19 protein-coding genes are annotated in these 23,126 nt (G+C 63.2%); 11 read left to right on the forward strand and 8 right to left on the reverse strand.

What is annotated here, in order from left to right:
- Positions 1-324: 324 nt before the first annotated feature.
- A complete protein-coding gene (locus WA702_RS09590) occupies positions 325-2,667 on the reverse strand; it encodes a YfhO family protein (protein ID WP_425110281.1) in 2,343 nt (780 codons plus the stop codon).
- A gap of 246 nt (positions 2,668-2,913) precedes the next feature.
- On the opposite strand from WA702_RS09590, the gene WA702_RS09595 reads away from it, so the two are divergent.
- Entirely contained in the window at positions 2,914-4,428 is a 1,515-nt protein-coding gene (locus WA702_RS09595) for a glucan biosynthesis protein (protein WP_425110282.1), read from the forward strand.
- Positions 4,416-6,581 carry a glucans biosynthesis glucosyltransferase MdoH gene (mdoH, locus tag WA702_RS09600; protein ID WP_425110283.1) on the forward strand — a complete coding sequence of 722 codons (2,166 nt, stop codon included), beginning with the start codon at positions 4,416-4,418 and terminating at the stop codon, positions 6,579-6,581. The genes WA702_RS09595 and mdoH overlap by 13 nt, the downstream gene beginning before the upstream one ends.
- Before the next feature lie 521 nt (positions 6,582-7,102).
- Here the strand turns inward: mdoH and WA702_RS09605 are convergent.
- Positions 7,103-7,345 carry a hypothetical protein gene (locus WA702_RS09605; protein ID WP_425110284.1) on the reverse strand — a complete coding sequence of 81 codons (243 nt, stop codon included), beginning with the start codon at positions 7,343-7,345 and terminating at the stop codon, positions 7,103-7,105.
- A 398-nt stretch (positions 7,346-7,743) separates the two neighbouring features.
- On the opposite strand from WA702_RS09605, the gene WA702_RS09610 reads away from it, so the two are divergent.
- From WA702_RS09610 to WA702_RS09625, 4 genes are all read left to right on the forward strand, one after another.
- Positions 7,744-8,874 (forward strand): sugar ABC transporter substrate-binding protein, encoded by a 1,131-nt coding sequence (locus tag WA702_RS09610; protein WP_425110285.1) that lies wholly within the window; start codon positions 7,744-7,746, stop codon positions 8,872-8,874.
- Between the two features lie 72 nt (positions 8,875-8,946).
- Positions 8,947-10,473, forward strand: coding sequence for a sugar ABC transporter ATP-binding protein (locus tag WA702_RS09615; protein WP_425110298.1), 1,527 nt, complete (start codon positions 8,947-8,949; stop codon positions 10,471-10,473).
- Entirely contained in the window at positions 10,466-11,566 is a 1,101-nt protein-coding gene (locus WA702_RS09620) for an ABC transporter permease (RefSeq protein ID WP_425110286.1), read from the forward strand. The genes WA702_RS09615 and WA702_RS09620 overlap by 8 nt, the downstream gene beginning before the upstream one ends.
- Positions 11,563-12,522 (forward strand): ABC transporter permease, encoded by a 960-nt coding sequence (locus WA702_RS09625; RefSeq protein WP_425110287.1) that lies wholly within the window; start codon positions 11,563-11,565, stop codon positions 12,520-12,522. The genes WA702_RS09620 and WA702_RS09625 overlap by 4 nt, the downstream gene beginning before the upstream one ends.
- Here WA702_RS09625 and WA702_RS09630 read toward each other — a convergent pair.
- The 6 genes from WA702_RS09630 to WA702_RS09655 form a co-directional block, all read right to left on the reverse strand.
- Entirely contained in the window at positions 12,519-13,418 is a 900-nt protein-coding gene (locus tag WA702_RS09630) for an SMP-30/gluconolactonase/LRE family protein (RefSeq protein WP_425110299.1), read from the reverse strand. The two genes, WA702_RS09625 and WA702_RS09630, sit on opposite strands and share 4 nt — an antisense overlap.
- A 957-nt stretch (positions 13,419-14,375) precedes the next feature.
- Complete coding sequence (locus tag WA702_RS09635; RefSeq protein ID WP_425110288.1) at positions 14,376-14,696, reverse strand: cupredoxin domain-containing protein; 321 nt, start codon at positions 14,694-14,696, stop codon at positions 14,376-14,378.
- A 10-nt stretch (positions 14,697-14,706) separates the two neighbouring features.
- Positions 14,707-15,228, reverse strand: a complete 522-nt coding sequence (locus WA702_RS09640) for a DUF4142 domain-containing protein (RefSeq protein ID WP_425110289.1) — start codon at positions 15,226-15,228, stop codon at positions 14,707-14,709.
- Between the two features lie 100 nt (positions 15,229-15,328).
- The gene (locus tag WA702_RS09645) at positions 15,329-16,027 is read right to left on the reverse strand and encodes an RNA polymerase sigma factor (RefSeq protein WP_425110290.1); all 699 of its coding nucleotides are present in this window, start codon (positions 16,025-16,027) and stop codon (positions 15,329-15,331) included.
- Positions 16,028-16,185: 158 nt separating this feature from the next.
- Positions 16,186-16,536: a RidA family protein gene (locus WA702_RS09650; protein ID WP_425110291.1), complete on the reverse strand. Its 351-nt coding sequence runs from the start codon at positions 16,534-16,536 to the stop codon at positions 16,186-16,188.
- Positions 16,537-16,611: 75 nt separating this feature from the next.
- The gene (locus tag WA702_RS09655) at positions 16,612-18,000 is read right to left on the reverse strand and encodes a PLP-dependent aminotransferase family protein (RefSeq protein ID WP_425110292.1); all 1,389 of its coding nucleotides are present in this window, start codon (positions 17,998-18,000) and stop codon (positions 16,612-16,614) included.
- Positions 18,001-18,251: 251 nt separating this feature from the next.
- Here WA702_RS09655 and WA702_RS09660 point away from each other — a divergent pair, with 251 nt between their 5' ends.
- The 5 genes from WA702_RS09660 to WA702_RS09680 form a co-directional block, all read left to right on the forward strand.
- A complete protein-coding gene (locus WA702_RS09660) occupies positions 18,252-18,575 on the forward strand; it encodes an NIPSNAP family protein (protein WP_425110293.1) in 324 nt (107 codons plus the stop codon).
- A 34-nt stretch (positions 18,576-18,609) separates the two neighbouring features.
- A complete protein-coding gene (locus WA702_RS09665; protein ID WP_425110294.1) occupies positions 18,610-19,485 on the forward strand; it encodes an FAD binding domain-containing protein in 876 nt (291 codons plus the stop codon).
- Positions 19,482-20,081 carry a (2Fe-2S)-binding protein gene (locus tag WA702_RS09670; RefSeq protein ID WP_425110295.1) on the forward strand — a complete coding sequence of 200 codons (600 nt, stop codon included), beginning with the start codon at positions 19,482-19,484 and terminating at the stop codon, positions 20,079-20,081. The genes WA702_RS09665 and WA702_RS09670 overlap by 4 nt, the downstream gene beginning before the upstream one ends.
- Positions 20,078-22,471, forward strand: coding sequence for a xanthine dehydrogenase family protein molybdopterin-binding subunit (locus WA702_RS09675; protein WP_425110296.1), 2,394 nt, complete (start codon positions 20,078-20,080; stop codon positions 22,469-22,471). Before WA702_RS09670 ends, WA702_RS09675 begins: the two co-directional genes overlap by 4 nt.
- A 3-nt stretch (positions 22,472-22,474) precedes the next feature.
- The coding region (locus tag WA702_RS09680; RefSeq protein ID WP_425110297.1) for an amidohydrolase family protein at positions 22,475-23,126 on the forward strand (652 nt) is incomplete at its 3' end.

Raw genomic sequence — 23,126 nt, forward strand, 5'->3', positions numbered from 1 at the left:
CTTGGTCGCGACCTCACCTTCGTTGCGTCCGAGCCCATGACGATCGACCAGATTGCGACGGCGGCTGGCTTGTCACGGCAGGCGAACGGCGCGGCGACTCGTGGCCTTGGCGTCGACGGACGCCGAGGCGTTCCTGGCGTTCAATCATGCCTGCGTGAGCAATGACGGCATGCGAATGTCGCGAACCGATCTTGCTCGCGGTCGCGCTGCTCGTGCTCCGATTGTTCGATCGGGCGGCGGACGTAGGATTGTCAACAGCCGTGAGCCTGCCGTTCCGGAATTACTTCGGCCTCGGATGCCTTAGCTGGTGACGCGGCGCTCAAATCAATCTGGCGCTACGTTTGCTTTTGCCGCGATGTCACGTCGTCCGGAACCGGTCACGGCTGCACCGAGGTTGGAGAGCGTGAAAGGTCGAAACCGGAACGCGACGCGATGCCGTCCGGCTGGCACCACGACGGACCGGAACAAAAGCGCCGCCCGCAGCATCGGCGCGGGCCTGCCGTCGACCTCGGCGATCCAACCAGGATAATACAGGTCATGCAGCACGAGCAGGCCCGCCGCCGCCGACGTCGTGACGAGCTCGACGCGGTCGGGACGATATGATTCAATTTTGACGACGGCGGAATCCTCTGACGGCGGCAGCGAGATCAATCGGTCGTCGGCCGTTGATGTGTCGATGCTCGAAAGGTTACCGGAGCGACTTGGCATTGCGCCCGCCGCATCGCTTGCGGACCATCGGTAAATCACGGCGCGGGGCATCGCGCCTGCAAGCCGATAGATCCAAATGGGCGGGCCGGGAAGTAAAAGCTCGGCTGCGGGCGGGGCTTTCAAGTTCGGCAACTTATCCAGCGGCTGTCCCATCACGAGGTAGGTAAGACCCAGCGCTCGTGCCAGCGCGCTGTCGTAGTTGTCGAAGGAAGGCGGAAATTGCCGGTGGAATGCGCCCCAATTCTCCTCGCCGGGCGAAACGAGACGGTCGTACAAGCCGATGCGCAGGGGATTGTAGCCGTTGATGGCCTCCCAGCCGCGCACCATTGCAAGATTCTGCCAAGCACCTCCAAGGCCGAGGACTTCCACACGCGGGCGGGCGCCGCGCTGATGATCGGCTGCGATGGCGTTTTCCAGCGACGCAATCGCATCGGCCTCCGCGCCGGTCGGGGTCTCGAGCACGGCGTAATTGCTGTGGCTTTCGGCGTTGAGACGTGAAGCGGTATTCCACCACAACAATTCGGCGACGCCGACAAGCGCAAGCAGTGTCGCGGCCACCATGCGAACTGGGCGTCGCCGCGCGCTGAGAAGGATCAAGACAGCAACCAGCAGAACGGCACTTGCGATGGCAGTCTCGCGGATGGCGTCCAGCGCGTGTCCGGTGCGAGCGGAAAACACCACAGCCGAGCCCACGACTGCCGTCAACGCCGAAGCCGCGAGACCTGACATCAACGGTCGGAACGGAGGCGGGCCGTCGCGAACGTAATCGGCGAGACTGTGCCCAACCAGAAGTGCGAGTGCGATGCCAAACAGGAAACTCGCATCGGCCGGGCGTCGAAACAGGTCGATGCCGGGCACGAACCGGAATGCCAGCTCGTAGAACGGCGTATAGCGTCCCAGCATGAACAGGCATGCCACTGCAAGCGTACACATCATCAGACGACGGCCACGCCGCCACACACCACCTCCCACGATGCCGAACCAAAGTAAAAGCAGAATGGGCACGACACCAAAGAACAGATAGTTCTCTGAATCGTCGGTGAGAGCGACTTCCGTAAGGGTCGTTGCTCCCGGACCCCAGTAGTGTCCATGCGTGCCGAAGATGTTGGCAACCATGAGGGTCGCCAAATTGGCGGGGTAGAGCGACCCTCTGAGCGCGTCGTCCAGCGACTCGGCCGGACGGTTCGAAAGCTGCGCAAATTGCAAGGTCAGCAGCATGGGTATGATGAGCAACGCGCCGCCTGCCAGCGTCATCGTCATCAGCACGGTTGAGCGCTCGCGCAGAAAACGCATCGGCTGCGGGGAGCTCATTATTTCGGCTAGGGCCGCTGCCACAAGGAACAGGCAGAGCAGGAGAGCCGTTTGATTGCGGCCAAGCGCGATGCCGGCAGCCGTGATCGCAAAGCCGATAGCGGACGAAAAGGAGCGCCGCTCGAGCGCGAGTTGCAGAAGTAGCAAGGCCACCGGAAGCAGGCTGTAGCTCAGGATGATCCCGGAATGCTGCAGGCGGCCAGACGCGGCGCCGCCGAACATGAACAATGTCGCAGCCAACACGCTGGCTGGAATCGGCCATCGCGCGCGCCAGCCCATGATGGCGATGGCGATGCCTCCCGCGAGGAGATGTGCAAAAATAACCAGATCGAATGCCCGCATCGTCGGAGCCGGATCGAGCATTCCCCAGGCTACGAACACCGGCGCGAAGACCAGCGATTGCGGGTCTGCGACACTTGGATGACCGCCGTAGTGATAGGGATTCCAGAACGGCCATTCGCCCGCGCGGAGCGTCGCGTTCAAAAAGCGGAAGAAGGCATAGAACTGGTTCTTGGAATCCCAGGGCACGACGGCATCCCGGATGATCCAGCGGCTGACGGCGCCAAGCCAGACCGTCGTGACCAATCCGATCAAAATGGCCAATCGGCTGGCCGGCTCGCGGCATCGCGTGATGAAAGAAAAGTTCAATTGATCCGCCCCGCGGGGATGTTGCTCCCCAGCAGTAGCAACTCACCACCGCTTGGCAACAACCGGCACCTTGACGCGTTTTCAGCGGCGAGCTGTGGCGGGCGCGCAGTGCGACGGTTTGACGCGATCATAGCCGGGTCCCGTTCATACGGCCGACAGTACGATGATTCAGAGGAGGTTCCTCTGCAGGAACTTGCGGGTCCGATGTGAGTTTCAAAGGCTCACAAGTATGCGTCTGGAGGCTCCGTGAACCGTCGACATTTCCTGCAGGCCGCGGCGTCGCTGCCGCTCGTGGCTCCGGCGGTGGGCGGGCTGGTTGCGCCTGCGCGGGCCGATGCGACGCCGTTCGACCGATCGGTCGTGCGGCAGCTCGCCCGGGAAGCCGCGAACAAGCCTTACAAGGCACCGGACACGAAATTGCCGGACAACCTGAAGAACCTCGATTACGACCATTATCGGCAGATCCGTTTCCTGCCGGAGCACGCGCTATGGCGCAGCGAGAAGCTTCCGTTTCAAGTCCAGTTCTTCCATCGCGGATTTTTCTACGGGCCGCGCGTCGACATTTATGAAGTCGCCAACGGACAGGCGACCAAGATCGCCTATCGTCCCGATGACTTTTCGTTCGGTGACAACCCGGCGCCGTCACCCGACAGCGATCTGGGATTCGCCGGCTTTCGGGTCCACGCGCCGATGAACCGGCCGGACTATTATGACGAAGTGTGTGTCTTCCTCGGCGCCAGCTACTTCCGGGCAGTCGCCAAGGGTGAGATTTATGGGCTGTCAGCGCGAGGCTTGGCGATCAATACCGGTGAAAGCAAGGGAGAAGAGTTTCCGCTGTTCAAGACATTCTGGATCGAGAAGCCGGCCGCGAACGCCACGTCGCTGGTCGTGCACGCGCTGCTCGACAGCGCAAGCACCACCGCAGCCTATCGCTTCACCATCCGGCCCGGCGACACCACGGTGTTCGACGTGGAAATGGCCATTTATCCGCGCGTCGATCTCGATCATGCCGGCTTGGCGCCGATGACCAGCATGTTTTTCTTCGGCGCCAATGAGCGGGTCAACGTCGATGACTTTCGGCCTTCGGTGCACGATTCGGACGGCTTGGCAATGTATAACGGCCGTGGCGAGGAATTGTGGCGCCCGCTCAGCAATCCGAAAGACCTGCAGATCAGCAGTTTTTCCGATCTCAATCCGCGCGGCTACGGCCTCATGCAGAGGCAGAAGAACTTCTATTCATACGAGGATCTGGAGTCCAAGTTCGAAAGGCGGCCGAGCCTCTGGGCCGAACCCATCGGAGACTGGGGCGAGGGCGCTATCCAGCTCCTCGAGATTCCCACCAAGGAAGAAATCCACGATAATATTGCCAGTTTCTGGCGGCCCAAAACGCCGTTGCAGGCCAAGGGCGAGCATACCTACACCTATCGCCTTCATTGGGGACCCGACGCGCCCAAGGCGAGTTCGCTGGCGCGGTTTTCCCGGACAGGCGTCGGCGCGAAAGGCGATGACGCCAGGATCTTTGTCCTGGACTTGATCGGTGAACGGCTCAAATCGGTCGACCCCAGCAGCATACGCGGCAATGTCACGGCTGAAAAAGCCGAGATCAGAAATATCGTCACTCAGCCAAACCCGGCGACCGGCGGCTGGCGATTGAGTTTCGAGCTTCCGGTTAACGATAAATCTCCGGTCGAGCTGCGCGCTTCGCTGATGCAGGGCAACGACGCCATATCGGAGGTATGGGTTTATCGATGGACACCCTGACCCAAAATGGCGGGATCGAACTGCCGCAAGCGGGCTCGCGAGAGCTGTTTCTTCCGACGGAATCGCCGCTGCCGATGGCGACCCAGCAACTGCATGCTTTCCAGCGTGGCGAGCGGGAGGGCAAAGTCGTGCCCTCCACTGCGCTGCGGCGCGTCTGCATTTTTGCTGCGACCGCTGCGCTGACGGCGGGCGGCTGCTATGAAATGTACGAAGTCCTCAAGGTCGGCGGCGTCACGGTCTTGGAGTGGATGGTGCTGGGCCTGTTCGTGCTGCTATTCGCCTGGATCGCCCTCTCGTTCACGTCAGCGCTGGCCGGATTCGTGGTGCTGTTGTTCCGGGCCGGAAATCCCCTGGGTATTGATCCAGCGGCGCCGCTCCCGGCGATCGGCAGCAGAAACGCGATGCTGCTGCCGACCTATAACGAAGACCCCTACCGAATCATGGCTCGGCTTCGGGCGATGTACGAGTCCGTGGACCAGTCGGGGCAGGGCGCGAGTTTTGACTGGTTCGTGCTCAGCGATACCACTTCGCCTTCGGTTTGGATTGCCGAAGAGAAATGCTTTCTGCAGCTCCGGCGAGATCTCACGGTATCGAACATTTACTACCGGCACCGCAGGGAAAACCTCGCCCGAAAGTCCGGCAACATCGAGGACTGGATCAAACGGTTCGGCGCCGGCTATGATCATATGATCATCCTCGATGCAGACAGTCTGATGACCGGCGATACTATCGTTCGGCTTGCGTCGGCGATGGAGCACCATCCGGCCGTCGCCCTGATCCAGACGCTTCCCATCGTGGTCAATGCGAAAACGTTGTTCGCGCGGCTGCAGCAGTTTTCAGGACGCCTGTATGGGCCACTGATTGCGGCGGGTATTGCATGGTGGCATGGCTCCGAAGGCAATTATTGGGGCCATAACGCCATTATTCGCGTGCGCGCCTTTGCGCAGGATGCGGCGCTGCCTGAACTGGGAGGGCGCAAACCGTTCGGCGGTCATATTCTCAGCCATGACTTTGTCGAGGCAGCGCTGATGCGGCGGGCGGGCTGGGAGATCAGGATGGTGCCGGCTTTGGGGGGCAGCTTCGAGGAATGCCCGCCATCACTGCTGGATTTCGCCGCTCGCGACCGCCGCTGGTGCCAGGGCAACCTGCAGCATCTGGCCGTCCTTCCGGCGCGAGGACTGCATTGGGTGTCGCGGCTGCATCTGCTCACCGGAATAGGCTCTTATCTCACCGCGCCGCTCTGGCTGATGTTCCTGCTGCTCGGAATTCTGATCTCGCTGCAGGCTCAGTTCGTGCGTCCCGAATATTTTCCGAAAGGATTTTCCCTGTTTCCGCAGTGGCCGGCGCAGGATCCCATTCTGGCCGCCTGGGTGTTCGTGGGCACGATGGGGCTTCTTATCGTCCCAAAGCTGCTTGCCTGGATCCTGCTGCTGACGCAAAGCCAGAATCGCCGGCAGTTTGGCGGGGCTTCGCGCGTTTTTGTCGGGTTCGTGCTTGAGACATTCCTGTCAGGCCTGATAGCGCCCGTCATGATGATCTTTCAGTCCAGAGCGGTCGGCGAAATCCTGCTGGGACGTGACTCGGGCTGGCAGGTTCAGCGTCGCGACGACGGCGGACTGCCGCGCGGCGAACTGGCACGAAAATACGCGTTGCCGACCCTGTTTGGGGTCGCCATGGCTGTCATTGCCTATGCCGTATCGCTGTCATTGCTGTTCTGGATGGCGCCGGTGATCGCCGGCCTTTTGCTTAGCATTCCTGTCGCGATGTTGTCGTCCAGACCGTCCGATCCTAACGCGAGGCTGTTTCGCACTCCCGAGGAGACAGCACCTCCACAGGTGCTCGTCCGCGCAAATGAGCTGGCGATCGTCTCAGGAAACGTGATGGCTTCGCCGGTGCAGGATCTCATTGAAGACGAACGCTTGCTGGAAAATCATCTGAGCAATCTGCCGCCCGACAAGCGCCGCAACCGCGGCCAGGTCGATCCGAATCTGGCGATCGCGCGTGCAAAGATCGAGGATGCGGAAAGCTTCCGTGAGGCACTCAGTTTTCTCACCGAGCGGGAGACATTTGCCGTCGTCAATTCACCAGCGCTGCTCCGCGTCCTATCTGCCATGCCCCGGGCCGGCCGGAGTACGACGGCTTCCCCCTCTTGAATGCCATTGGGACCGGTGCTGCTGTCGGTCACGATCGGCGCGCCTGCCCTCAGGCGCTCGCGGATCGCCTGGCACATCACCTAGAGCGTCGGCCCGTAGAGATAGGCCCAATTGAGGTGGGCCTCTTCGCACAAGCGCCGCTCCGACCGGTTGCTTGTCTGTTCGCATGGACGTGGTTGAGGCGGTTGGCGAGCCGGTCGATTAGTTCGATGCGCTGCGATTTCGGCCGGTCCGCACAAACCCGTTGCCCGTCGGGCAGAAAGCACTTGCGCCGTCGGGCAAATCAGATGGATATTTCCGCACGTCCCGGCCCGATGAGAGGGGCGCTTCGCGATCGTCACGAGCGTTGGGCTGGAGATGCGATGGACGTGATGAGTCGCAGTGAGCTAGTAGCTCGCGGACGAACGGCACATCACGGACGGCGAAGTCGTGTGGTCCTGATATCCCGGTGCTGATATCAAAGCTGTCGAACTCGACGAGTTCGCGGCCGACGGGGGCAAGAACGCCGGTCCCCGGGGAGATCACGTATAAGCCGTAAAGCCATCGCGCAGGGAAGGCCGGGCGATTTCGGCTGCACCTGTGGTTCTGCCGCGTGCTTCTTGTTGCACGCGGACCATGGGCGCCAGCCGGCGCTCGGCCTTCCCTGTGCCCTCTTTGAGTTGGAGGGCAGACGAATTTGATAGCTCGGGCGCAATCTGCGTCGCGAGAACGGGAATTTGTGTGGTCAGAATGCCGTCGGCGATGCAAGCTGCGTCGGCAAACACGATGTCGTCCCCGTCACGCGCCGGGACCCAGAACCACAATCGTCGCGTGGAGGTGCGCCGTGCTCCAGCGTGCACACAAAGCACCGGCGGCGTTTAAGGATCCGGGGGCGTGTTCGCTGTGCTTCCACCTTCGCTCTTTGAGCTACGGTGGACAAGCGCTTGCCCGGGACGACGGCGGGGCGAAATCGAGCGGGCATGCTTTGCCAGGACGTCGTATTCGGCTCGAAGGCGCATCTACTGCGACGCAGCGAGCGCGATGTCCGGTTGAGATGCGCAACCAACCTTGTCGGGCCGTCTCATTTTCTGGACAGGACGCTGTTGCCCCCCTAGTCTGATCTGCAAGGGAACCCATAATTCCCGGTGTCGGGTTCGAAACAGAACCGCTGAGGGAGAGAAACATGAGATGGACGCTTCGCATTGCGGGGCTGGCCGGTGCCGGCCTCCTGCTGTCTGCAGTCAGCGCTTGGGCTGGTCCCAAGATCGTTTCCGGGCCGGGCGCCGATCCGGCCTGCTTCAAACCCTGGTCGGATCAGACCAAGTTCTTCCAGTGGCCCAAGAAGCCCGGTCCCTACAAGATTGCACTCGTCAATGGCTTCGTCGGCAATACCTGGCGGATCCAGATGGTGAAGACGGCCAAGGCATTTGCGGAGCAGCCGGGCATCAAGGAGAACATCAAGGAGTTCAAGGTCGTCTCCACCGGCACTGATGCCGCCGCCCAGCTCGGCGCGATGGAGGACTTCATCAATCAGGGCTTCGACGCCATCGTCACCATCGCGGTCTCGCCTGAGGGTTTCGATCGCGTCATCCGTCTCGCCGACAAGAACAATGTGGTGATCGTTCCCTTCGACAACATCCTCGACACCGACAAGGTGATGATGGTCAACGAGGACCAGAAGGAAATGGGCCGCATGTCTGGCAAATGGCTCATCGACGAAATGGGCAAGAAGTCCGGCGACATTCTCGAAGTGCGCGGCCTGCCGGGCAATTCCGTCGACCGTGACCGCCATCTCGGCTTCCGCGAGGTGATGGAAGCGGCCGGCAACAAGTTCAACATCACCGAGGTGGTCGGCAATTGGGACACCGGCACCTCGCAGAAGGTCACCGCCGATGCGCTTGCCGTTCACGGCCATTTCGACGGCATATTCACGCAAGGCGGCTCTGACGGCACCGTACAGGCGCTGATGGCCGCCAAGCATCCGTTCGTGCCGATGTCGGGCGAAGGCGAGAACGAATACCGCAAGCAGATCGCGGACCATTACAAGGAAGGTCTCAAGGGCATGTCCTACGGACAGTCGCCGGCGCTGGTCGCGATCGCCACCAAGGCGGCGATCTCGGCCCTGCAAGGCAATGTGATGCCGCAGCTGATCTCGATCCCGATCCCGGTCGCGACCTACAAGGATCTCAAGCCTGGCACGAACTACTGGCCGGATCTCAAGGCCAATTTCTTCGCGCCGAACCAGTTCACCCCCTGCGGCGTGAATTTCACGGCGCCGGAGATCATGGGGCAGAGCGAGAAGAACACCCAGTGATGACTAGGGTCCCACTGCAGTCACGGCCTGGCGTGTGCCAGGCCGTCATTGCCTGAGTTCGCCATGGAGGATATGGCCGCGATCTCTCCCGCGTTTCTGGCACTGTCGGGCATCTCGAAGCGCTATGCTGGCGTGCGCGCCCTCGAGGGAGTCGATTTCGCCTGTGAGCGTGGCAAGATTCACGCCGTGCTGGGCGAGAACGGTGCCGGCAAGTCGACCTTGATCAAGATCATTTCCGGCGTGGTCCAGCCCGACGCCGGCCACATGCGTCTTGCCGGCAAGGATGTCAGCTTCGCCACGCCGTCCGCGGCCAACGCGGCTGGTGTCGTCTGCATCTTCCAGGAATTGTCGCTGATGCCGGACCTGTCGGTCGCCGACAACATTTCGATCGCGTCGCCGCCGCGACGCTTTGGTCTGATCGACGCCAAGGCGCAACGCCGGCGCGCCGAGCAACTGCTGGCCGAGATCGGCTGCGAGGACATCAATCCGCTGATGCGGGTGCGCGATCTGCCGCTGTCGCGCCGGCAGGTGGTCGAGATCGCCAAGGCGCTGGGCAAGAAGCCGCAACTCTTGATCCTCGATGAGGCCACCTCGGCGCTCACCAGCGCCGATGTCGAGAAAGTCTATGCCGTGCTCGCGAAGCTGAAGTCCGAGGGTGTTGCCATTCTCTACATCTCCCATCGGATGCATGAGGTCGAGGCGCTCGCCGACCGCGCCTCGGTGTTCCGCAATGGCCGTCACATCGAGACTTTCTACAAAGGCGTTCGCTCCACGGCCGACATCGTCCAGCTGATGATCGGGCGCGACATCGCCGCGCAATATCCGCCGAAGCCGGCACGCGCGCCGTCGAGGCCGGTATTGGAGCTCGAGAACCTTTGCTGGGAGAAGCGTCTCGACCGCATTTCGCTCAGTGTTCACGCCGGCGAAATCGTTGGTCTCGGCGGCCTTGATGGGCAAGGGCAGAAGTCCCTGTTCCTTGGCCTGTTCGGCGTGCTGCGCGGCGTGACCGGCCGGATTGCGGTCGAGGGCCGCGAGGTGCGTCCCGGCTCTCCTGGTGACGCCAAGTCGGCCGGCATCGCCCTGGTGCCGGAGGACCGCAAGACCGAAGGGCTGATGCTCCCTATGTCGATCACCGACAACCTCGCGATTGCCTCGCTGGATGCCATCTCTACCGGGCCTTTCATCGATCCCGCCAAGGAGGGCGCTGCAGTTCGCAGAGCCATCGCCCGACTGCAGATCAAGGTCGGGGCGGTCGACGACCCGGTGTCGGCGCTGTCGGGCGGCAACCAGCAGAAGGTGGTGCTCGCCAAATGGCTGATGACCGAGCCGCGCATCATCCTGCTGAACGATCCAACCCGCGGCATCGATGTTGGCACCAAGCAGGAGCTCTATCGGCTGATGCGCGAGCTCGCCGACCAGGGCGCGGCCATCCTGTTCTACTCGACCGATTATGAGGAGCTGATCGGCTGCTGCGACCGGGTCGCCATCATGTATGACGGGCGCATCGTACGCGAGCTCGAAGGCGACGCGCTGAACGAGACCAACATCATCGCCAGCTCCCTCAACATCGATGAAGCAGCCGAGCCTGCCCATGCTTGACGATCTCGCCATCAGGCTGCGCCAGAACGTCGGGCTCGCCACGGCCGTCCTGCTGTTTTGTATTCTCTATCTGCTTTATAACCTCGCCCATCCGAGGGGCTTCTCCTCGGCCGTGCTGGTTCAGAATGGCGACGAGATCTTTGCCCTGGCTATGCTGGCCATGGCCCAGACCGTCCCGGTGCTGATGTCAGGGCTCGATCTGTCGGTCGGCGCCGTGATGACGATGGTGGCATGCTTCGCCAGCTATCTGCTCACTGGCAACCCGTTGCCGCTCGAGTTTTTCGGCCTGCATTCCGGACTCGGCACGTTTCCCGGCGGCATTGCCGGCATCCTGCTCGGCACGGCCATATGCGTTGCGATCGGCACCTTTGCCGGCTTCGTCAATGGCTGCGTCGTGGTCTATGGGCGCATCCAGCCGATCATCGCGACCTTGGCGACAGGTGCGATCTATATCGGCATCGCATTGTTCCTGCGGCCGACACCGGGCGGCAAGATCGACGAGGATCTCAACTGGGTGATGACCAATTCGCTCGGCGATTTCGCCTCGACGGTGCACGTCTTCGACGACGGCGCGGCCGCGTGGTTCGCACCCTTCGCATGGATCCCGGTGCCGTTCGTGCTGCTGGTCCTGATCGCGCTCGTGGTCTGGGTGCCGTTCCGGCGCTCGGTGCTGGGGCGGGCCGTCTATGCGATCGGCTCGGCCGAAGGCGCGGCCTACATGTCAGGGCTTCCGATCGAACGTGCCAAGATCGCAGCCTTTACCCTTGGCGGCTTCTTCGCCGGTTGCGGCGGACTCTTCCTCGCCATCCAGACTTCCTCGGGTAATGCGGACATTCCGCAGGCCGGCGCCTACACCCTCAATTCGATCGCGTCCGTCGTCATCGGCGGGACCTCGCTGCTCGGCGGGACCGGGAGCGCCATCGGCTCGATCTTCGGCGCCATGATCCTGCGGGTCATCTCGTTCTTCTTCCGCATTTTCGACATTGCGCCGCTGCTGCAGCCTTTGTTCGAGGGCCTGATCCTGCTTGCAGCCGTGAGCATCGGGGCGCTGCATGTCCTGCGCGTCAAGAATACGCTGGAGCTGTTCCGATGACGGCGGCATCGCTTGGTCTCTCGCGTGACGACCGCCCGATCCTGATCGCAGCCCTGTTCATCTTCGTCATCCTGGTCGCAGGTACCGTCTACACCTTCGCCCGTTTTGGCAACGCGCCGCTGCTGTCGCCGACCTATCTGTTGCAGCAATTGCAGATCGGCGCCTTCCTCGGCATCGTGTCGGCCGGGATGATGATCGTCATCCTGATCGCTCAGATCGATTTGTCGGTACCGTGGACGCTGGCCGCCGCCGCCATGATGGCCACCTCGGTCGGGGGTCCCTGGGCGATCCCGGTCGGGCTCGGCGTCGGGCTGCTGGTCGGTCTCGTCAACGGCATCGGGGTCGCGTATTTGCGCGTGCCGTCGATGATCTTCACGCTCGGCGTCAATGCTGTCATGCGTGGCCTGATGGTCGCGCATACCGGCGGCTATGCGCCCCAGACCACCGCCACCGACCTGATGCGCACGCTCGCGGCGGAGCGCACGCTCGGCATCCCCAACGCGCTGTTTGTCTGGGTCGCGGTGTCGGTCGTCGTCGCCATCATCCTGCGGCGCGTCCGGCTTGGCCGCTACATCTATGCGATCGGCAACAAGGAGGCGGCGGCTTATCTCGCCGGCGTCGATACGCGCCGCGTCACCGTGGTCTGCTTCATGCTCTGCGGCCTCGCGGCGGCGCTCGCCGGCGTGCTGCTCGCCGGCTATTCGACCAAGGCCTATCAGGGGATGGGCGATGCTTATCTCCTGCCATCGATCGCCGCGGTGGTGATCGGCGGCACCAACATCCTGGGCGGCCGTGGTCGCTATCTCGGCACCTTGATCGGCGTCGTGCTGATCGTGCTGCTCAACAGCGTGCTTTCGATCATGGAGATGCCCGAGGCAGGGCGGCAGGTGATCTACGGCCTTGTCATCATCTCGATGCTGCTCGTCTATGGTCGCGGCGAGCGCGTCACGAGCTAGACCGCAGCGCGCGTGTTCAGGTAGATCGAATAGAGCGAGGTCTGACCACAGATGTAGAGCCGATTGCGGCGGGGCCCGCCAAAACAGACGTTGGCGACGATCTCTCCGATCGGGATCGTGCCGAGATGCGTCCCGTCCGGCGCGTAACAAAACACGCTGCGGCCCGCCGACGTCCAGACGTTGCCATGGATGTCGCAGCGAAATCCGTCATACAGCCCGTCCGGACAGGTTGCGAACAACGAGGGGGCTTCGGTCCCCTGGCCCATCACCTTGTATGACCAGATCGTTGCCGGCAGTCCGCTCACATGCGTCGCGCCGGTATCGGCGACATACAGCAGCGTTTCATCGGGCGAAAAAGCCAGTCCGTTGGGCTGAACCCGGTCTGACACCACGAGCGTGATTCTGTCGGTGCTGCCGTCGATCCGGTAGACATTGGAGGCGCCGATCTCGGATTGCGTCTGCTGGCCCTCGTAATCGCTATCGATGCCGTAGGTGGGGTCAGAGAACCAGATCGAACCATCAGATTTGACCACGGCATCGTTGGGCGAGTTCAGCCGGCGGCCGCCATACTGGTCGGCCAGCACGGTGACGGAGCCGTCGTGTTCGGTGCGGGTCACGCGCCGCATGAAATGCTCGCAACTGATCAGCCGACCCTCGCGGTCGACGGTGTTGCCGTTCGAATTGAAGCTGGGACAACGGAAGACTGACACCGAAGCGTCGGTCTCGTCAAAGCGCATCATCCGGTTGTTGGGAATGTCTGACCAGATGAGGTAGCGGCCTGCGGCGAAATAGGCCGGACCTTCCGACCAACGGCAGCCGCTGGCGAGCTTTTCGAGGTTGGCGTGACCAATCACCAGACGCGAAAAGCGGGGATCGTGAGTGACAAAAGGGAGCACGCTTCCTCCTCGACGAATGCAGGTTCGTCTTGTCAGGGTTTCGCAGGGTGCTGTCCAGACTATGGCAATGTCAATGAAAGTGGAAGACGGCGAGCACCGCTGTGAGGTCGGAGGCAATCCCCGAGTGTCTGCCGGTCTCTGAGCCGTCGGCCGGCTGATGCGACGTGTCATGTCGCTTCGCGATTCCCGTCCGGCAGTTCGAACCAGCAAGATTACGGAAGCGACGTAAGGCGGCTTGTGGCTACTGAACGCAAAAGCTACAGGAGAGCTACCTGTTTCTGAGTGGTGCAATGGCGACCTTCAACAGAATATTTTCGACCGAAAGATTGCTTCAGATCATCTTGGTGCTGGCCGCGACCGTCCTGATGAAACTCCTGAGCTAGAATATCCCGCACCATCCTCGGGGCAGCCGGTCCCGCCCGTGCTGGTTCTCAGCGCAACAGCCTTGTTCGCCTCGCAGCATTCTTGTCGAGAGCGCCGGCAGCGGCCGGCCGGGGAAGCAGCTAAGCATGAGCTACGGGCTGATTTCCGGGCGCGCGGACCATAGATCCGTTCTCGTGTGCAATTGGCAGTGTGGCCACGCATCGGTGTGATCAGGTCCGCGTCAGAAAATCCATCATGCCGAGCCAGAGCAGGATGCTGAGCCAGAACAGCCCGGCGCTCGCAAACAGGAAGGTGCGCAGCCCGCGGTGGCGTCTTCGTGCAGCGGCAAGTCCAACGGCAGCGCTGCACCGGGCGGCGGCGTCACGCCCACGTCCGCCAGGTCACGTCGCGTGATGGCCGCGCGCGAGGGCGCCGCAGCCGCTAAAACCAATGCGAAGAATGCAAGCGTGACCAGCCGCGTCACGGATCGACCCTGTTCTGGTCCGGTCCAACATCGGCGGCGCGGAATGGTTTCAGGAGCATTGTGCAGAGGTCCGGACCGTCTGATCCGGACCCCTGCACGTCGCGCCGGTTCTAGGGCGCTATCGTGAGCGTCGCCTTCATGTTGGGATGGAAGCGACAGTAATATTCGACATCGCCGGCCTTCTTCAGAACCAGCGTCACCGACTTCTTCGGTGGTAACGTCACATCGAAGTCGCCATTCCGGGCGGTCGCCGTGTGGGCCAGCACATCCTTGTTGACCCATTCAATGGTATCGCCGACCTTGGCCGAGGCCGCGGCCGGCGATATCACCAGATTCTCCATGACGATCTGGATCGTCGCGGCGTGCGCCGGGACGGCCATCGCGCCGAGCATGAACGCCACGATGATCGGGCGAAGGCCGCCGGTCTGCATGTCCGGCTCCTTACTTCAACTCAGCCGCAACGTGTTCGGCGTGCTGCTCGTGGCCCTGGAAGATCTTCAAGCCGGTCTTCAGCAGGTCCTTCAGCTGGGCATTGCTGGCGGACGGGATCAACTGGGTCTCGAGCGCGGAATCCACGGTCTTGTGGTAAGCGACCTCGTTGGCGACATAGGCCTTGTCGTACGCGGCGCCGCTGAGCTTGCCGAGCTCGGCGAGCTTGTCGGCAGCCTGCTTCGACAGTGCCTTGCTGGTGGCGTTGTCCTCGGGCGTGACGTTGAGCTTCTTGACGAGGTCGAGCGCCTGCTTGTTCACCGCTTCATGGTCGCGCAGCATGTCATCCGCGAACGCCTTGACGTCCTTGTTCGACGCCTTGCTCTGCGCCTGCTTGGCGGCCGCAATGTCGATCGCGCCCGCGGTATAGGCGATATGGGCGATCTGCGGATCGGTCAGCTTGGCGTTCTCCGCAAACGCGCCGCCGCTCAAAAGTGTCATCGCGGCAAGCGCCGCGCCAAATCGAATGAACATGCCTTGTCCTCCCTGTGCGGCGCCGGAGCGGCGCCGCCGACTGTCACAGGCATTGGATGGAGCAGGGCGCAGGAGGTTCCCGAAAAAATTGCGGGTGTTATCAGGTCGTCTGGCCGTAGCCGAGACGCGCGAGCACAGTCTCGGTGAGTCTGGCACAACGGCGGCCTGCGAATGGAAACGCGTCCATCACCACGGGGCCGATCTTGCGCTCGACATTGTCGCGCAGCATGGCGCGGGCGCGATGCAGCCGTGTCTTCACAGTTTCAGGCTTCAGTGCGAGAAGCTCGGCGGTGTCTTCGATGCTCATGCCTTCGACCACGCGCGTGATGAAGACGAGGCGGAACGGCTCGGGCAACTCGTCGATCGCGGCTTCGACGACATGCTGGATTTGGCGCTGCGCCATGGACTTTTCCGGATCTTCGGTCGGGGTGATGGGAAACCGGATCACCTGGGCTTCCAGCATTCCTTGCGGCAGCGACGAGAGCTCGACGCCGGGCCGTTCGCGGCGCAGCCGCCCGAGCGCCTCGTTCATCGCGATCCGCGACAGCCAAGTCGACAGGCTGGACTCCCCGCGGAAGTCGGCGAGATGCGTAAAGGCGCGGACATAGGTTTCCTGCACCACATCCTCGGCCTCGTGGTCGCGGCGCACGATGCCGCGGGCCAGCCGGTAAAGCCGCTGGTTGTTGGCGGTGATGATGGCGCGAACCGCCGCCTCGTCGCGCGCCAGCGCGCGGCGCACCAATTCCATGTCGCCGGTCCCATCGGCCGTCGGTATTCGGGGGACGGTTGCCTGCTCCATGGCCGCTCGCTTTCGAATGACAATCAGCGTTTCAGGTTTGGATGCGACAGCGGCGCAAAGGTTCCCGGAAATCGACGGCGACTGGCTCCGGCCGGCCGTTAGGGAGCAGAACGTCCAAAAGCGGCGGCCACGCGGGCCGCCGCTCCCCAAGGAGGCGTTTACTTCGCCGCCACCACCATGATCTCGACGCTGAATTGCGGGCCGGCGAGCTTGGCCTCGACGGTGGCACGGGCCGGCGTATTGCCCGGCGACACCCAGGCGTCCCAGGCCGCGTTCATTTCGCCGAACGTCTTCATGTCGGTGATGTAGATGTTGGCCGAGAGCAGCTTCGACTTGTCGGTGCCGGCCTTCGCCAAGTGTCCGTCGATGATCGACAGGATCTCCTCGGTCTGCTTGGTGACGCTTTCGCCGGCCGTCTTCTGCGCGACGACGCCGGCGAGATAGACGGTGTTGCCGTGCACGACGACCTGGCTCATGCGCGGACCGGTTTCGAAACGCTGGATCGACATGGAGAACTCCTCGAGGCTTGAATTGAGAGTCTCTCCTAGCGCGTCACGCGCGGCCACGCCAGCCGTACAGCCCGCTCAGACGAAGGAGATGGCCTCCGCGGTCTCGAGGATATGCCGCAGCTTGAGCAACGCATTTTCCAGCATGGCCTCGCTGCTGGGGTGGCCGAGGCAGAGCCGGATGCCGAGCGTGCCGCGATCGACCTGCTGCAAGGCGCCCGGCGGGGCGATGGTGATGCCGGCCTGTGCGGCTTGCGTGACCAGCGCGATCAGGGTGCGCCCTGCGGGAATTGGCAGCCAGCGGTGGAAGCCGGGCGCGCCGGCAATCGGTGTCAGCCAGGTGCCGAGCACGCGATCGGCGATCGTGTTGCGTTGCGTTGCAGCCGCGCGCTTGGCATGCACCTGCCGCAGCAGGTCGCCGCTATGGATCAGCCGCGCCACAACTTCGGCCATGACCGGCGAGGCCATCCAGCCGGTGGCCCTGATCGCATTGATGCAGCGATCGCGGAACGGCTCGGGCGCGACCATTGCGCCGATGCGCAGGCCTGGCGCCAGGCACTTGGCAAAGCTCGTGACATAGAAGGCGCGCTCGGGGATCAGCATCGACACCGGCGGCAGCGGGCTTGCGAACAGGAAGGCGTAGACGTCGTCCTCGATTAGATAGGCATCATGTTTGCGGATCACCTCGGCGATCCCAGCACGCCGCTCCGGCGTCATCACCGTGCCGGTCGGGGTTTGCAGCGTCGGCGTCGCAAACAGCACTTTCGCGCCGGTCTCGGTGAAGGCGCGATCGAGCGCGCTGGGCAGCAGCCCGTCCGCATCACCATCGACGCCATGCAGCCGGTAGCCGTTCTGCGCAGAGAGCGCGACCATGCCGGAATAGGTGAAGCGCTCGGTCAGCACCACGTCGCGCGGCGCGGCCACCATGTTGAGCGCGATCGAGATCGCATGCTGGCCGCCATGGGTGACGAACAGATTGGCGACGTCGCACGGCATGCCGAACCGCTTCAGCCATGGCGCCATGATCTCGCGATGCGCAGGCACGCCCTGATGCGGTAGATAGCCGAGCAGCGGCGGTAACGCGCCGTCGGCTAGGATTTCCGACAGCACCGAGGCGATCAGTTCGTCCTCGCCGGTCGAGGGCGGCACGTTGAGCGCGAGATTGATGCTGCTCGGTGTCGTGCCAGCCGCGCTCGCCGGAGGCCGGCGCCGCTGCACAAAGGTGCCGCGGCCGACCTCGCCCGAAATCAACCCGCGCGCTTCGGCTTCGGCATAGGCCCGCGACACGGTGCCGACGGAAAGCCCGAGACGCTGCGCCATGTCCCGCTGGGGCAAAAGCCGGGTCCCCGGCTTGAGGATGCCGGCTTGGACGTCGTTCTCCAGCGCCTGTACGAAAGCGAGATAGCGCGGCCCGCCATCCACGGAGAGCAGGGGGCGCCAATCATCTGTGGCGGCGGTCTGTGACAAGGAGAGACCTCATATGCAATTGGATCAGTCATAATAGTGCAATTGATCTATTGCTACAATAATATCAGTGCTGTTCTCAATCTGAATTGTCATTTTCGCCGGAAATAGCCGTGTGTGTGTAATCTAAGCTAGCAGAAGAGTATTTAAGTTATATTGTTGCGGTGCATTATGTGTTGTCGGTCAGATTGAACCATAATAAGTTTGACATTGATACGGCTTTGTCATTATCGTTTGAGCCAAGGAGTAAGGCAGTGATCTACGAAATTCGGGTCTATGAGGCTCATGACGGCAAGGCCAATGCGATGAAGGCGCGCTTCAAGACCGAGGTCGTCAAGCGCTTTTCAGGGCACGGCATTGACCTTTTGGGCGTGTTCGAGTCCGACAGCGACGCGTCGCGCCTGACCTATCTGACCCGTTTCAAGTCCGAAGAGGATCGCACCAAGGCTTGGGCCGCGTTCGGCGCCGATCCGGAATGGCGGGCCGTCAAGGCCGCGAGCGAGGTCGATGGGCCGCTGTTAAAGGCGCAGACGGTTTCGGTGCTGTCGCCGGCGGTGGCCGGCCTGTTGCTCGCCTAGCCCGCTAAAAGTTTGCCCGGCCAAAGGACGCACAATGAAACCTGCGCCGTTCGACTATGTCAGGCCCGCCTCGCTGCAGGAGACCTGCGAGATTCTCGCAGCCGATGAGGATGCACGCATCATTGCCGGCGGCCAGACCCTGGTGCCGATGCTGGCGATGCGTCTGGCGCGGCCGAGCAGGCTGGTCGATATCGCAAGGCTCGACGAGCTGCGCGGCATTCGTGCCGAGCCGGGCGTACTTGCGATCGGCGCCGCGACCCGGCAGGCCGAGGTCGAGCGCAGCGATGTCGCGCGCCATGCGCTGCCGCTGCTCGCAAAGGCGTTGCCCTGGGTCGGCCATCCGCCGACCCGCAGCCGCGGCACCGTCGGCGGCTCGATCTCGCATGCCGATCCCTCGGCCGAGATTCCGTTGGTTGCGGTGACACTCGGTGCGGAGATCGAGATCGCCAATGCCACCGGCAACGGCGCAATGTCGGCGGATGAGTTCATCATCGGGCCAATGTTGACTGCTGTCATGCCGGGCGATTGCGTGCGCGCTGTGCGCTTTCCGGTCTGGTCGCATGCGCGTGTCGGCACCGGCTTCCACGAGGTCAGCGCACGGCAATCCGATTTCGCTTTCGTCGCAGCCGCGGCGCAGGTGGCGCTCGACGAGGAGGGGCGTTGCGTCGAGGCTGCGCTCGGTCTGGGCGGCGTCGGCGATCGCGCCATCCGCATCGACGTCTCGTCACTTGTCGGCACCGAGCCATCGATGGCCGCAGTGGCGGACATCGTTAGGGCCGCGCTCGCCGATCTCGATATCGGCTCAGATTTGCATGTCAGTGAGAGCTATCGCCGCCGTGTCGCGGTGACGCTGGGCATGCGTGCGCTCGAGGACGCGATCGCGGAAGCGACGGGTAAGGTGCTGCAATGAAGGTCAGCCTGAAGGTCAATGGGCGCGCCTGCGAGGCCGATGTCGAGCCGCGCAAGACGCTGCTCGACACGCTGCGCGAGGATCTCAAGCTGGTCGGCAGCCATGCCGGTTGCGAGCACGGCGTCTGCGGCGCCTGCACCGTGCTGATCGATGGCGAGCCCGCGCGCGCCTGCCTGATGTTCGCGGTGCAGGCCGACGGCTATGAGATCACGACGATCGAGGGGCTGGCGTCCGCGCCCGGCGAGCTTGGCGTGGTGCAAGACGCATTCTGCGAAACCCACGGCCTGCAATGCGGCTATTGCACGCCCGGCATGATCCTGACCGCGCATGCACTGCTCAACCGCAACGCCGAGCCGTCGCGCGAGGACATCGTCGATGCGATCTCGGGCAACATCTGCCGCTGCACCGGTTACGGCCAAATCGTCGAAGCCGTCGAGATCGCGGCGGAGCGCCTGCGCAAGGCCAATGCGCCGCGCAATGCGCGCGGGGCGCATCCAAATGCGCCGGTGAATGATCCGGCTGCAGAGCACGATGCGCCGCAGGAAGGCGTGCTCGAAGCCGCCGAGGCCGACACGCCGCACGGAGGCCATCGATGACCGCGCATCCGCCGCTCAAATTCGTCTCGACCAACCGCCGCGTGCGCGAGGATCGCCGCTTCGTTGCCGGCCATGGCCGCTATGTCGCCGACGTCGAGCTCGACGGCCTGCTGCATGTCGCGCTGGTGCCGTCGCAGCATGCGGCCGCGCGCATCGTCTCGATCGACGTCAGCGCCGCGTTGAAGATGCCGGGCGTGCACGCAACCTTGACCGGCGAGGAGCTCGCCAAGGCCGTCGAGCCCTTGATGAATGGGCTCGATACGCCGCAAGTGCGGCGCTTCCCGCTCGCCGTCGGCCAAGCGCGCTATGCCGGCGAATGGGTGGTTGCCGTTGTCGCCGAGACCCGCGCGCAGGCTGAGGATGCCGCCGAGAAGGTGCGCGTCGTCTACGAGCCGTTGCCTTACGTGCTCGATGCCGAACAGGCGCTGCAGCCGTCAAGCCCGCCGGTGCATGCCGGCCACGGCAGCAACGTGCTGCTCGACAAGACCTTCGTCTGGGGCGAGGTGGAGCAGCATTTCGCCGACAGCCCGCGACATTTGTCATTCCGCGTCACCTGGGGCCGCAGCTCTACGGTGCCGATCGAGACCTTCGGCGTCGCGGCGAAATGGGATCCGTGGCGCGAGATGCTCGATGTCTGGGCCTCGATCCAGATGCCGAAATATCCCGACCAGATTGCGCGCGCGCTGCGGATTCCATTGAACAATGTGCGCGTGCACCAGGATGTCGATGTTGGCGGCAGCTACGGGGTCAAGCGCGGCATCAAGCACAGCGTGCTGGTGTCGCATCTTGCGCGCCAGCTCGGCCGGCCCGTCCGCCTGATCGAGGACCGGCTGGAGAACATGCGCGCCGGTGACGCCCATGGTCCGGACCGCATCTTCGACGTCGAGGTCGCCTTCAACGATGAGGGCATCGTCAAATCGATGAAGATGCGTGCGCTTGACAATGTCGGCGCCTATGCCGGGCGCTCGCCCTTCCAGCTCGGCAAGCCGATCGGCGCCATCGTTGGTCCGTACAAGATCGAGAGCGTGCAGTATCGCGCCATCTCGGTGATGTCGAACAAGGCGGCGCAGGAGGCGGTGCGTGGCTTCGGCCAGGCACCGACCAATTACGCGATCGAGACCGCGATCGACAAGGTCGCCACAGCACTCGGCCTCGACCGGATCGAGGTGCGGCGGCGCAATTTCATCAAGAGCGACGAATTCCCTTATCTGATCCCGAGCGGCACCCACTACGACAGCGGCGATTATCACACCGTGGTCGCCAAGGTGCTGGCCCATGCCGATTATGAGGCCATGAAGCGTGAGCGCGATCGCCTGCGCGCGTCGGGGCAATGCGCAGGCATCGGCATCGCCGCGTGCCTTGAGCCTAGCGGCGGCAATTCCTCGTTCGAGCCGCTGCTCAACGAGAAGAATACCACCACGACCTGGATGGATTCCTGCCGCATCAATGTCGACGGGCTCGGCTTCATCACCGTGACGATCCATACGACATCGGCCGGGCAGGGTCACGAGACGCTGGTCGCGACCGTGATCGGCGAAGTGATGGAGATCGACCCCGATATGATCCGGGTGACGCGGCCGGACTCGCTGAACAGCCTGCCGTCGAACACGCCGGTCGGCAGCCGGATGGCGATCATGCTCGGCGGTGCGGCCTTCCACGCCGCGCACAAGCTGAAGGACAAGATCGTCCGCATCGCTGCGCAGCAATTTGGCTGCGCCGAGAAGGATGTGCATTACGAAGGTGGCACCGTCTCGCATGCCGGCAACAGCCTGGCCTGGGCCGAGCACGTCAACATCGCACACCGCAATTTCCATCTGCTGCCCGAAGGCATGGAGCCGGGACTGGAAGTCACCCATGTGATGCAGGTGCCGACCGGCACCAAGCTGCCCGAGAATGGCCGGGTACAGATGTATCCCTGTCATTCCTTCGAATTCCATCTCGTGCTGCTCGCCTTCGATCCAGAGCTCGCGAAACCGAATATCCTGCGCTACGTGATCGGCCATGACTGCGGCACCGTGATCAATCCGCACATCGTCAAGGGCATGACGCTCGGTGGCATCGCCCACGGCATCGGCGCGGCGCTGCTGGAAGAGTTCGTCTATGACGGCGAGGGTCAGATGCTGACCCAGAGCTTCATGGATTATCTGCTGCCGTCCTCGCACGAGGTGCCGAAGGTCGAGATCGTGCATCACTGCACGCCATCGCCCTACACCGTGTTCGGACAGAAGGGCTCTGGCGAGAGCGGCTATCTCGGCTCGCCAGCCGCGATCTCCGGCGCCATCAATGACGCGGTCGCGCCCTACGGCATCACCTTCGCAAAGCTTCCGATCCGGATTTCCGCGGTCAGCGACGCCATCGCCGCCGCCCAAGAATCGAAGGCAAAGGTCTAGGTCATGATCATCGATTGTCACGCCCATCTCGTTCCACCGGCACTGCTCGATGCCATCAGGGCCGAGAAGGCGAAATTTCCGTCCGTGCGCCTGATCGAGGAGGGCGGCAGCCTCGGCTTCTCGTTCGCCGGTGGCAAGCCGACCCGTCCGGTGTCGAAGCCGCTGAGCGATCTCGCGGCGCGGCTGCAATGGCTCGATACCAACAGGATCGAGCGCCAGGTGGTCGGCGGCTGGCTCGACATGTTCGGCAACGAGCTCCCGGCCGAGGAAGGCGAACGCTGGGCCCGCCTGATCAACAGCCATCTTGCCCAGGCCGCCAAGGACCAGCCGCGCTTCATTCCGCTGGCGACCGTGCCGCTGCAGGATGGCGCGCGGGCCGCCGAGGTGCTGAAGGACGCGCATGCGCAAGGCTTCAAGGGCGCCATGATCGGCACCCAGCCGAAGGGCAAGGGCGGCGTGCTCGACGACGCCAGTTTGTTGCCGTTCTGGCAGGCGGCTAACGACCTCGGCTCGATCATCTTCATCCACCCGGTGTTCGAGAGCGGCGACGATCGCGTCCATGATTACGGCATGGCGAACGCGGTCGGCCGCATCACCGATACGCTGATCGCGATGTCGCGGCTGATCTATGCCGGTCACGTCACCCGCTTCAGCA

The sequence above is a fragment of the Bradyrhizobium sp. genome (assembly GCF_049798375.1).
Taxonomy (GTDB): Bacteria; Pseudomonadota; Alphaproteobacteria; order Rhizobiales; family Xanthobacteraceae; genus Bradyrhizobium.

Bases quoted from the DNA above. Each gene is read 5' to 3' on its own strand.
- mdoH (WP_425110283.1), top strand. From the start codon at position 4,416: ATGGACACCCTGACCCAAAATGGCGGGATCGAACTGCCGCAAGCGGGC.
- WA702_RS09610 (WP_425110285.1), top strand. From the start codon at position 7,744: ATGAGATGGACGCTTCGCATTGCGGGGCTGGCCGGTGCCGGCCTCCTG.
- WA702_RS09615 (WP_425110298.1), top strand. From the start codon at position 8,947: ATGGCCGCGATCTCTCCCGCGTTTCTGGCACTGTCGGGCATCTCGAAG.
- WA702_RS09620 (WP_425110286.1), top strand. From the start codon at position 10,466: ATGCTTGACGATCTCGCCATCAGGCTGCGCCAGAACGTCGGGCTCGCC.
- WA702_RS09625 (WP_425110287.1), top strand. From the start codon at position 11,563: ATGACGGCGGCATCGCTTGGTCTCTCGCGTGACGACCGCCCGATCCTG.
- WA702_RS09635 (WP_425110288.1), bottom strand. From the start codon at position 14,696: ATGCAGACCGGCGGCCTTCGCCCGATCATCGTGGCGTTCATGCTCGGC.
- WA702_RS09640 (WP_425110289.1), bottom strand. From the start codon at position 15,228: ATGTTCATTCGATTTGGCGCGGCGCTTGCCGCGATGACACTTTTGAGC.
- WA702_RS09645 (WP_425110290.1), bottom strand. From the start codon at position 16,027: ATGGAGCAGGCAACCGTCCCCCGAATACCGACGGCCGATGGGACCGGC.
- WA702_RS09650 (WP_425110291.1), bottom strand. From the start codon at position 16,536: ATGTCGATCCAGCGTTTCGAAACCGGTCCGCGCATGAGCCAGGTCGTC.
- WA702_RS09665 (WP_425110294.1), top strand. From the start codon at position 18,610: ATGAAACCTGCGCCGTTCGACTATGTCAGGCCCGCCTCGCTGCAGGAG.
- WA702_RS09670 (WP_425110295.1), top strand. From the start codon at position 19,482: ATGAAGGTCAGCCTGAAGGTCAATGGGCGCGCCTGCGAGGCCGATGTC.
- WA702_RS09675 (WP_425110296.1), top strand. From the start codon at position 20,078: ATGACCGCGCATCCGCCGCTCAAATTCGTCTCGACCAACCGCCGCGTG.